We start from the raw sequence: 12,081 nt of genomic DNA on the forward strand, positions 1-12,081 counted from the left end.
GGTGTTCAAATCAATTGATATGAACGCCTTTTTTATTTCTTATTCTTAACCTCAGCCTATTAATACCACATCCCTATCTGCAATCCGCTCGCTATTTACGGCAGAAATCGTTAAATTTAATTTTTAAAAAGAAACGCTAATATATGTGTGAACACAACCACGAGCATAGCAATGCCACACACGAGCACTCCTCCACCACAGAGGAGCAGCCTTGGTGGATTGCACAGAGCAAGTTGCTCATCGCTCTTTTCATCCTGCTTACTTTACTTCTACTGAAATATGCTTTCAAGATCACTCTTCCGTCGGGAATCAGTTTGGCCTTAAATAGCATCGCTTACCTGCTTGCGGGAATACCCGTTATCCTGATGGCTTTCCGTAAGGCAAAAAGGGGGGATATTTTTAATGAATTCTTTTTGATGACTGTGGCGACCTTAGGTGCATTCGCTATTGGAGAATTTGAAGAAGGTGTTGCGGTGATGGTATTCTACCAAATCGGAGAATGGTTTCAGGACACCGCCGTAGACAATGCCAAAAAATCGATCAAATCACTATTGGATATCCGTCCCGATACTGTGACTGTAGTGCGAAATGGACAACAACAACAAGTAAATCCAAAAACTGTCTTACCTGGCGACACCATCTTGGTAAAAGCAGGCGAAAAGGTGGCCCTTGATGGTAAGTTAAACACAGAGAAGGCCACATTTAATACCGCGGCTTTGACGGGAGAGAGTAAACCTGACACAAAATATAGGGGTGAAACGGTTTTTGCGGGGATGATTAATTTGGAAACGGTTGTGGAAATCGAGGTCTCCAACAAATTTGAGGATAGCAAGTTGAGCAAAATTCTCGAAATGGTACAAGATGCTACAGCACGTAAATCCAAAACGCAGTTGTTTATTGCCAAATTTGCTAAAGTATATGTCCCCATAATCTTTGGCCTTGCTCTATTGGTACTTATTGTGCCCCTATGCTTTGTGCAAGACTATAGTTTTAAGGACTGGTTCTATCGGAGTTTGGTCTTCTTGGTGATTAGCTGCCCCTGTGCGCTGGTTGTTTCTATCCCCTTGGGGTATTTTGGAGGCATAGGCTTAGCCTCCCGAAACGGAATATTATTTAAGGGAGGCAACTTCCTCGATGCCATTACCGCAGTTGATACTGTAGTAATGGATAAAACAGGTACACTCACAGCGGGGGTATTTGAAGTAACGGAGGTTGTTGCAGTCAATGGAGATCCCCAAGAATTATTGGATTATGCAAAAGCAATAGAGGTACATTCCACACATCCCATTGCAAAGGCGATAGCCAGCTATAATCCAGGCAGCACAGCCCTAAAAACGGAAAATATTCAGGAAATTGCAGGTCATGGACTTTGTGCTACGGTGAATGGAAAGCAAACACTAGCAGGCAACAGCAAGCTATTGGACAAATATAACATTAGCTACCCGGATGATTTGAGGAAAATGGTATATTCCATTGTGATGCTTGCCATCGACGGCAAATATGCAGGTTATATAACTGTTGCAGACCGGATTAAACCAGGATCGAAGGCCGTTATTCAGGCGATGCGTGCGGAAGGTCTTTATACAGTCATGTTATCTGGCGATAAAACAGCGGTAGTAAACGAGGTAGCCAAAGAGCTGGGACTGAACGAGGCCTATGGTGACCTCCTCCCCGAGGATAAGGTTAGCCATGTACAACAACTGCTCGATCAGGGGCGCCATGTTGCCTTTGCCGGTGATGGTGTGAATGATGCACCAGTAGTTGCGTTAGCACAGGTAGGCATCGCAATGGGTGGACTGGGTGCTGATGCGACAATAGAAACAGCTGATATTGTCATCCAGAACGATGAGCCCAACAAGATCTTATCGGCTATAAAAATCGGAAAAATAACCCGCAATATTGTCTGGCAGAATGTAATCTTGGCAATGGGCGTAAAGGTCATTGTTTTGATCCTTGGTGCCGGTGGTGTTGCAACACTTTGGGAAGCGGTTATAGCGGATGTCGGAGTCGCACTCTTGGCGATTTTAAATGCTATCCGAATACAGCATAAAAAAGTATAGCAATGAAGTTATCCAAAAAATCAGATGGTAACAGTTATACAAATTAGATCGTTGAAAAATATTGTGGTCGAATACACCCATAATTAAAAAAAAGTGGGGCTGTCCAACGTTGAACAGCCCCGCTTCCTATGTTTCACCCATGATCTACATCAGATCGCAGAAATTTTAATCCCGCCAAGCCTTGTACGCATTGATCAGTCCATTGGTAGAAGAATCGTGGCTTGACACCCTGTTGTCATCATTTAATTCCGGAAGGATTTGATTGGCCAACTGTTTACCTAGTTCAACGCCCCATTGATCAAAACTATAAATATTCCAGATCACACCTTGGACAAAGATCTTGTGTTCATAAAATGCAACAAGTCTTCCCAATGTACGTGGCGTCATTTTTTTCAATAAAATGGAATTCGTTGGGCGATTCCCCGAAAAAACTTTATAAGCTTTAAGTGCTTCTATATCTTGATCTGATTTCCCAGCCTTCTTGAGTTCGGCAACCACTTCTTCCGCTGTTTTACCATTCATTAGCGCCTCGGTCTGCGCAAAAAAATTGGACAGCAACAATTGATGATGATTTCCAATAGGATTAAGACTATTCGCAGGCGCAATAAAATCGCATGGTATCAACTTAGTCCCCTGATGGATTAATTGATAGAACGCATGCTGTCCGTTTGTACCAGGCTCACCCCAGATAATTGGGCCAGTCTGATAGTGCACTTGTTCGCCATTCCTATCGATATATTTTCCATTACTTTCCATATCACCTTGTTGGAAATAGGCAGCAAAACGGTGTAGGTATTGATCGTACGGAAGAATTGCATGGCTTTCTGCTTGGAAAAAATTATTGTACCATACACCAAGCAACGCCAATATGACCGGAATATTGGATTCAAAAGAAGTTTCTTTGAAATGAACATCGGCATCGTAGGCACCTTTTAGTAGCTCCTCAAAACGATCAAAACCTATTGCCAGACTGATAGAAAGACCTATTGCTGACCAAAGCGAATAACGCCCGCCAACCCAGTCCCAAAATTCAAACATATTTTGGGTATCTATTCCAAAGCTTTGTACTGCTTGTGTATTGGTGCTCAATGCCGCAAAATGCTTAGCGACGTCTTGTTCAAGAGCGCCACTTGCCAAAAACCAGTCTTTGGCTGTATGGGCATTGGCCATCGTTTCCTGTGTGGTGAACGTCTTTGAAGCAATCAGGAACAACGTGGTTTCAGGATCTACAGCTTTCAAAGTTTCAGCAATATGTGTCCCGTCCACATTGGAAACAAAATGTACATTTAAGTGTGTTTTATAAGCCTTAAGGGCCTCTGTTACCATTACGGGACCGAGATCTGAACCACCAATCCCGATATTGACCACATCGGTTATCGCTTTGCCCGTATATCCTTTCCAATGACCAGATAGGATATTTTCTGTAAAAGCTCTCATCTGCGCCAATACACGTTTAACATCAGGCATCACATCTTGACCATCCACGAAAATGGGTTGATCAGACTGGTTCCGCAAGGCCGTGTGTAACACGGGCCTATTCTCGGTAACATTAATACGCTCGCCCGAAAACATCGCCTCTATTGCCTCAGAAAGACCGCATTCCTCAGCCAGACGCACCAAAAGTGCTCTCGTATCTTCCGTAATGCTATTCTTGGAATAATCTAAAAGAATGTCTTCAAATGCTATTGAAAATTTATCGAAGCGTGCAGAATCCTCTGCAAAAAGTTGGCGTAGATCTTTTAAATCATTACTATATGGCCCAAATAAAGATCCAAAATGCTGGGTAAGATCCTTAAAGGCTTGCGTCTGTGTAAAGTTAATTTTTGGAAACATCTGTTCTTACTAAAATATTTGTTTTAAACATCAATAAGAGCCTTCTAGATCGCTATAATACACGGAGTGTAGCTCCTCAAATGAAGGTTTATTCTGCTGTCAATACCAAAACTAAAAAAAAAAGGTCACATATCCCTATTTACCAACGGATATTCAACGTTAAGTTCTTGATAGGGGCATGAATTTATTAATTAAAATTTATACTTTAGCGGATATGACAAAAGAACAAATTCAAGACTTGAGGGATCGTGTGACTTCCCTGAGGAGGCATCTTTGACATCGATGCACGCAAAGAAGAAATAGAAAGAGATCAAGCGATTACGCTTGAAGCAAGTTTTTGGGATGATTCCAAAGCGGCAGAGAAAATACTTCTGGCCATAAAAAACCAAAAGGTATGGACAGACCACTTCGACGAAGTTGCAGCGGCGGTTGAAGACGCCTATGTCATGTATGAATTCTACCAATCGGGCGATGCGAGCGAAAAGGAAGTGGACGACCAATATCAACTCGCTTTAGAAAAAGTCGAGGAGCTAGAATTTAAAAATATGCTTAGTGCTGAAGAAGATCAGCTGGATGCAATCTTACAGATTACTGCCGGTGCAGGCGGTACTGAAAGCTGCGACTGGGCTGCCATGCTGATGCGGATGTATATTATGTGGGGTGAGAAAAACGGTTATAAAGTAACCGAGCAAGATTCTCAGGAAGGTGATGTAGCCGGCATCAAGAGTGTTACTCTTCAGATATCGGGTGATTTTGCTTACGGCTACCTCAAGGGAGAAAACGGTGTACATAGGCTCGTCCGGATTTCCCCATTTGATTCCAACGCAAAACGCCACACCTCTTTTGCATCAGTCTATGTCTATCCCTTGATCGATGATAATATTGAGATCGATGTGAAAGATTCTGAAATTGAATGGGATACTTTCCGTTCTGGTGGTGCAGGTGGGCAGAATGTAAATAAAGTGGAAACCGCAGTTCGATTACACCACAAGCCCACGGGTATTATTATTAAGAATCAGGAATCCAGATCGCAATTGCAAAACAAGGAAAATGCGATGCGTTTATTGAAATCACAGCTATATGAGATTGAAATGCGTAAACGCCAGGAAGCTACAGCTGCTATTGAAGGGAATAAAAAGAAAATCGAATGGGGTTCCCAAATTCGAAACTATGTTTTACATCCCTATAAGTTAATTAAAGATTTACGGACAAATTACGAGACATCCAATACACAAGCTGTGTTAGACGGTGATCTCAATGATTTCCTGAAAAATTACCTCATGGAATTTGGCGGGTAAAAAATTAGAAAATTGATGACCCGAAAGACGCCCGCATTAGCGAGCGTCTTTTTTTTTTCATTCTTTTTTCAATTGTTAAAGTGCCCCCTTTCGTAAACAGTCAACTACAAATACTGACAGAATACATTGAAAAAAAGCCAATAAATGTTAAAAAATCTTAAAAATCTATCCATTCAATTGATGTCACATTTCACGTAACATCCTAAACAATTAAAAAATAAACCATTAATAATCAACATTTTGAATCAAAACATATTGTATCAAGAACGTTACATTAATAGATCGAACCTGATTTTTGGCACAAAATAAAGGCATGTGTTTTGCGTTTATGGAATCGTAATATTTTCATTACAAAAGATATCAGAAGCGATATCAAATTAAAGATTGAAAAAACGAATGTGTATCTAAAATAGAACGGTTATGAATTACATGAAAGAAAACTCGATCGTATCCAAGCAGATGACCAAGCAATGGCAGCCTGCTGTATATGATGTAAATGCAGCAGAAAAGCGATCTGAAAATAAAGTTCGCAAAGAGGAAGAAAGTAACTTTGGTCCTAAAGAGTATGGTATTGTTGGAGCAACATTTTTCATCTTATTTGCGTCGGTCTTTGGCGTATACATGCTTCAACCCGACTTTGATGCGTTACGTTTCCAACGTTTAGATAGTATCGGCGGTACATTTGTGATCGGATTAGGTATATTACTTGCCGTTATTGCTATCAGTTTTTTAATTTTTCTGATTGTACTCCATCGGAAATATAAGCCAATTGCATCGGTGTCTGACGAAGAACTGCCTACATGTACTATCATTGTGCCAGCGTATAATGAAGGACAACTGGTATACGATACTTTACATAGCTTGGCAAACAGCGATTATCCAGAAAAAAAATTGCAAATTATCGCCATTGACGACGGTAGTAAGGATAACACTTTTGAGTGGATACAACGTGCCAAAACAGAACTTGGTGACCGCGTAGACATCTATAAACAGCCTAAGAACATGGGTAAAAGACATGCCCTATACCGTGGTTTTAAATTAGGAACAGGAGAGATCTTTATTACAGTGGACAGTGACTCAATTGTAAAAAAGGACACCATACGAAATATGGCAAGCCCTTTTGTAACCAATAAAGAGTGTGGTGCGGTAGCTGGAAATGTGCGTGTGTTAAATACCAAAAAAGCAATCATTCCACGTATGCTCAACGTTAGCTTCGTATTTAGCTTCGAATTTGTACGTTCAGCACAAAGTATGTTGGGTACCGTCATGTGTACACCAGGAGCGCTTTCGGGGTACCGCAAAGAAGCTGTCATGAACTGTTTAGAAGATTGGATCAATCAAACATTTATGGGGCAGCCATCTGATATCGGTGAAGATCGTGCGATGACCAATATGATTTTGAAACAAGGATATCATGTCTTATTTCAATCCAATGCATATGTTTATACGGACACACCTGTACGTTATAAAAATCTATACAAGATGTTTATCCGTTGGGAAAGAAGTAATGTACGTGAGAATATTGCCATGAGTAAATTTGCATTTAAAAATTTCCGTCAAGGTCCTAAATGGGGAGCGCGTATCTTATTGCTTATGCAATGGAAAAAAGTATTGTTATCTTATCCATTGCTATTGCTTATGCTTTGGACGGTATTTCATTATCCATTGATGTTCTTGAGTTCAACATTGGTAGGTATTTTAATATTCTCGAGTATCCAGGCATATTTCTTTGCCTCTAAAAATGCAAATGCCAAAGAAGCTTTCTGGGCTTATAGCTACAGTATATTCTATGCTTTCAGTTTATTTTGGATTACACCATATGCGATAGCAACGGCGGGACGTAGAGGTTGGTTGACAAGGGGATAAAATTAATGCAAAGAACGTATATTTACAGCTATATATGAGAGATTTTCAGGTAAAAAAAATTGCCGTCATCGGCCAAGGATATGTTGGGTTGCCATTGGCAATAGCATTTTCCGATTTTTTCCCGGTGATTGGATTTGATATCAATAAAACACGTATTGAAGAGCTTAAACAGGGGGTTGACCGTACCCTTGAGACTGATAAGAAAGAACTTGCTCGTGTTAGAGATTTGTTTGTTACATCAAATCAAAGTAAGGGTTATGATGCGAGTAATCTTACTGCAGATATTTCAGATGCGAATGTCTATATCGTTACAGTCCCAACTCCCATAGACCGCTATAATTCACCCGACCTATCACCAGTAATCGGAGCATCAAAAATGATTGGCGAACTGTTAAATCCTGGCGATCTTGTTATTTATGAATCGACAGTCTATCCCGGCTGTACGGAAGAGGAATGTATACCGGTTTTGGAGAAATATTCGGGATTAACATTCAATCAAGACTTTTATGTGGGTTATTCTCCTGAAAGGATTAATCCCGGCGATAAAGTTAACTCGCTTCAGAAAGTGGTAAAAGTGACTTCAGGAAGTACCCCAGAAGCAGGATTAGCCGTGGATAGCTTATATAAAAAAATTATTGAGGCCGGAACCCACTTAGCGCCCTCAATTAAGGTAGCAGAAGCTGCCAAAGTGATCGAAAATGCGCAGCGTGATGTAAATATTTCATTTATGAATGAGCTTGCCCTGATTTTTGATCGTGTAGGGATAGATACCCAAGATGTATTGGATGCGGCGGGTACCAAATATAATTTCCTCCGATTCAAGCCCGGATTAGTCGGAGGGCACTGTATATCGGTAGATCCCTATTATCTTGCTCAAAAAGCGACACAACTGGGTTATCATCCCCACGTTATATTATCTGGAAGAGAGGTAAATGATCAGATCGCTTCGTTCATCGCTTCAAAAGTGGTCAAGCTGATGATTCAGAAAAACATCAAATTTGATGCAGCCAAAGCGCTGGTATTAGGTATTACATTCAAAGAGAATTGTCCTGACATAAGAAACAGTAAGGTTATTGACATGATTCACGACCTTCAGGAATTCGGCTTAAAGGTAGAAGCATATGATCCTTGGGTTAATGTGGAGGACGTAAAATCACATTTCAATATTGAATTATTATCAACTCTTCCGGAAATTGGTGATTATGATGCTGTTATACTCGCTGTAGGCCATAGAGAATTCTTACACTTAGATCTAAGCAACCTGAAAAAGGAAAATTCTGTTGTATTTGATATCAAAGGTATACTTGATCGGAAATTAGTAGATGCACGATTGTAAGAAATTTAGGCAGAAAATAATTCGTTTTTAATTAGAGTGGCGCCGTATCTAACTTCTCATGAGTTAGATACGGCGGTCCCTATTTCACTATGATCGAAAACCGATGCTAACGTTAATATAACCAACTTACACTACCGGTTTCAACATCATAGTTTGCTCCGACAATTTTAATTTTACCCTCTTCTTCAAGTTTACGTAGAGTTGAGCTTTGCCTACGGATGTCTCTGATCGCATGTTTAATGTTCTGCTGATTGAGCTTTTCAAGCAATTCACTATTCTTTGACGAACGCTCTTCACCCTCGTCTATCACTTCATTAATGATCGGATCAAAATGATTAATTAAGTGGTTTAGATTGTCCATCCCCATTCCTTCAATCTGCGCAGCGTCCAATCCTCCTTTTAATGCCCCGCATTTGGTGTGACCAAGCACAACAACAAGTTTTGATCCCGCTACATTGCAACCGAATTCCATCGAACCTAAAATATCCTGATTGACAAAGTTTCCTGCAATACGAATACTGAAAATATCGCCCAATCCCTGATCAAATATAAGTTCTGCTGATGTGCGGCTATCAATGCAACTCAGCACGACAGCAAATGGCCACTGCCCTTCGCGTGTAGCATTCACCTGTTCGAGAAGATCGCGGTTTGCTTTCAGGTTATTAACAAAGCGTTGGTTTCCCTCCTTTAAGAAATCCAATGCCTTTTCTGGTGTAATCGTCGATTGTGTTTCGTACGTATGTGCCTTCATAAGATTTTATTATTTGGAATATTAAAAGTAAAATTAATATGTTACATTTTAATTACCAACAGGGCTAAATACGTGTAATTTTTTCGGTTCTTTCCACTGTACTATTGTGCGAGAATAAAGTAAAGGATTTAATAAAAGTCCTAAAATTAAAAGAGCTTGCAACATGAATTGCAAGCTCTTTTTTTTAATCATTTGACTCGTAGCCCGTAGGGGAATCGAACCCCTGTTTCAAGAATGAAAATCTTGCGTCCTAACCCCTAGACGAACGGGCCGTTTTCTGTTTCGGTGTGCAAATATAGAAATATTTGTAAATCTGTCAAAATTATTCTATTTTTTTTATTCATTTTTTTTGAAATAGATGATTTAACTCGCTAGAATAGCTATATTTAAAGTCATTGAAAAAGTAACCAACATGACTAATTTTAAAAAAATTAAAAAACCGCTACTCTATGCTGGACTGGGCTTTGCTTTATTAAGTCAGGAGGCCTATGCCCAAAAAACTGGAGCAATCGCAGATCAACTGCAAATCACCTGGAGGGTTCAGGAAGGACAGCATATCCGTAAAAATCCGGTATCCACCCTAATTTTAAAAAACAAAGGAACAAGTGCTGTTCAACTTAACGATTGGAGCCTTTGGTTTAATTTTATCCGATCTATTGATCCTGGAAAAGTAGACAAACGTTTTGCGATAGACCACCGAAACGGCGATCTCTTTCAGGTCAGATTTCAGAAAAATAATTTTGTATTAAATGCGCAAGATACAGTCCACATCGATTTTATAACGACGGGGCTAGTCAATTACACCGATGGACCCATTGGTCTATACCTAAAAAATAACCAGACTGGGCTTGCCACCAATATTTCAGATTATTCTGCTGTTAAAACTGCTCCTCAATCGGAAGCTGAAAAAACAGATTACTTCGCATATAAATACGATCAAAACAAGCTCTTAGAAGGTGTCACCGCACAAAGTATCATCCCCTTACCAAGCCACATTAGTGTCAACATCAACGAAAAGTTTAATGTGTCGACAGGTACAAAACTTTTTGTAGCTAATGAATTTGCTAGCGAAGCGAGATTTTTGACAGATTTCTTTTCAACATATTCAAGTATTAAGCTAACAGCTTCAACTAGCCCGCAGCGCGGTATTGAAATCGTAAAAGTTAACACCTTAAAACCCGAATCCTATCGCTTATCGATTACCGCTGATGGTGTAAAAATAGAAGCTTCAGATAAAGCTGGTGCTTTCTATGCCATTCAATCATTAAAATCATTGATTACTCATAGTCAGTGGAATAAAGCTACAAAATCCATTGCATTACCGCACGGCAATATTGAAGATAGCCCACGCTATGGATACCGCGGATTTATGCTGGATGCTGCCCGTAATTTTCACAGTAAGGCCGAGGTTTTAAGAATATTGGATCTCATGGCAGCTTATAAGTTGAATAAGTTCCATTTCCACTTCATTGACGACGAAGGGTGGCGACTAGAAATTCCATCCCTCCCTGAACTAACAGCTGTCGGATCCAACCGTTCGGCTATTTTTGACGATGGTAAAGCAATACAGCCTGCTTATGGATCTGGAGCGACGACCAAGCCGCATCAATTCTACAGTGTGACTGACTATATCGAAATTTTAAAATACGCTCAGGAAAGACACATCGATGTGATCCCAGAGGTGGAAACCCCTGGCCATGCTCGTGCAGCGATCAAAGCCATGCGTGCACGCTTTGACCATTACTCGAAACTTGGCGATAAGCAAAAAGCAGAAGAATATTTACTGGATGATGCAGAAGACAAATCCGTTTACAACTCTGCACAAAACTGGAATGATAATGTTATGAATCCTGCGCTACCATCAACGTATCATTTTCTAAGCAAGGTGATCGATGAAATCAAAGCCATACACGATCAAGCTGGGGTTCCATTGAAAATTATCGATTTGGGAGGTGACGAAACGCCGAGTGGTGTTTGGGAAAAATCGCCAAAAATATTGGCTTTTATGAAGGAAAATAATATCGCAAATGTACTCGACGTATGGCCGCTGTATATTTCCAAGATTAATGCCCTAGTTCAAGAAAAAGGACTGACGATGTCGGGGTGGGAAGAGATGGGCATGCGCAACAAAGGAAATGGCATGGTTGTAAATGCGGATCTGGGAAAATCCGGCATACATTTAAATGTATGGAACAATCTGCCCGGACAAGGACAGGAAGACCTCGCCTATCGATTGGCCAATGCAGGCTATAAAGTTGTTTATACGAGTGCAGCAAATAACTACCTGGATATGTCATGGGATCGTGACTTTGCAGATCCGGGACATAGTTGGGTAGGCACTGTCAATCTGAATAGAACTTATTCCTTCTCCCCTGAAAATTTCTTCATCAACTTAAGAAAGGATGACACAGGAAAAGATCTTAAAACAGAAGCATACACCAATAAAGAACAGCTTACAGCGGAAGGGAAGAAAAATCTCCTCGGGATCAAAGGTGCATTATGGTCAGAAAAGGTCTCTACTGACCAGCGTCTCGAAGAAATGATATTTCCACGTTTAATCGCCATCGCCGATCGCGCCTGGGCCCCAGAACAAGCCTGGGAAAAAGGAAATTCTTTTGACGAAGCTACGTATCGTAGATCGTATACTGCCTTTATCAAAAAACTGGGCGAGGATGAATTGAGAAAACTGGATAGGATAAATGGAGGCTATACCTATCGACTTCCAAAAATTGGAATTAGGAAGGAGGGCAACCAACTCCTTATCAATACCGATTACCCGGGTTTTAAAGTCTATTGTAGCGACAACGGAAGTACACCAACACAAAAATCCAAAATAGTGAATGGCCCTATACCATTCCAGCCTGGAAAGAAATACGTATTTAAAGTATATGATGCCAAAGGACGATCAGGCGATGTAATCAGCTACTAGTTTACAAA

Annotated in this window: 7 protein-coding genes and 1 tRNA gene; 5 read left to right on the forward strand and 3 right to left on the reverse strand. The window is 40.5% G+C overall.

All coding sequences use genetic code 11. The features are described from left to right. Nucleotides 1-143: 143 nt before the first annotated feature. Nucleotides 144-2,060: a heavy metal translocating P-type ATPase gene (locus B2107_RS13625; RefSeq protein ID WP_293956200.1), complete on the forward strand. Its 1,917-nt coding sequence runs from the start codon at nt 144-146 to the stop codon at nt 2,058-2,060. Between the two features lie 165 nt (nt 2,061-2,225). Here the strand turns inward: B2107_RS13625 and pgi are convergent, their stop codons facing one another. Beyond that, nucleotides 2,226-3,893, reverse strand: coding sequence for a glucose-6-phosphate isomerase (gene pgi, locus B2107_RS13630; protein ID WP_293956201.1), 1,668 nt, complete (start codon nt 3,891-3,893; stop codon nt 2,226-2,228). A 214-nt stretch (nt 3,894-4,107) separates the two neighbouring features. On the opposite strand from pgi, the gene prfB reads away from it, so the two are divergent. From prfB to B2107_RS13645, 3 genes are all read left to right on the forward strand, one after another. Continuing rightward, nucleotides 4,108-5,191 (forward strand): peptide chain release factor 2 gene (gene prfB / locus B2107_RS13635; RefSeq protein ID WP_293956202.1). Its coding sequence is split into 2 segments (ribosomal slippage): nt 4,108-4,167 and nt 4,169-5,191, totalling 1,083 coding nucleotides; the frame shifts between segments, so codons are not numbered across the junction. A 420-nt stretch (nt 5,192-5,611) separates the two neighbouring features. Beyond that, the gene (locus B2107_RS13640; RefSeq protein ID WP_293956203.1) at nt 5,612-7,057 is read left to right on the forward strand and encodes a glycosyltransferase; all 1,446 of its coding nucleotides are present in this window, start codon (nt 5,612-5,614) and stop codon (nt 7,055-7,057) included. A 34-nt stretch (nt 7,058-7,091) separates the two neighbouring features. Next, nucleotides 7,092-8,393, forward strand: a complete 1,302-nt coding sequence (locus B2107_RS13645; RefSeq protein WP_293956204.1) for a nucleotide sugar dehydrogenase — start codon at nt 7,092-7,094, stop codon at nt 8,391-8,393. A gap of 112 nt (nt 8,394-8,505) precedes the next feature. Here the strand turns inward: B2107_RS13645 and B2107_RS13650 are convergent, their stop codons facing one another. Continuing rightward, nucleotides 8,506-9,144, reverse strand: coding sequence for a carbonic anhydrase family protein (locus tag B2107_RS13650; protein ID WP_293880070.1), 639 nt, complete (start codon nt 9,142-9,144; stop codon nt 8,506-8,508). Between the two features lie 200 nt (nt 9,145-9,344). After that, nucleotides 9,345-9,416 (reverse strand) — tRNA-Glu (locus B2107_RS13655). A gap of 140 nt (nt 9,417-9,556) precedes the next feature. Between B2107_RS13655 and B2107_RS13660 the strand changes: the two genes are divergently transcribed. Then, on the forward strand, nt 9,557-12,073 hold the full coding sequence (locus tag B2107_RS13660; protein ID WP_293956205.1) for a family 20 glycosylhydrolase: 2,517 nt from the start codon (nt 9,557-9,559) through the stop codon (nt 12,071-12,073). Nucleotides 12,074-12,081: the final 8 nt, after the last annotated feature.

The sequence above is a fragment of the Sphingobacterium sp. UBA7855 genome (assembly GCA_002500745.1).
In the GTDB taxonomy this organism is placed as follows: domain Bacteria; phylum Bacteroidota; class Bacteroidia; order Sphingobacteriales; family Sphingobacteriaceae; genus Sphingobacterium.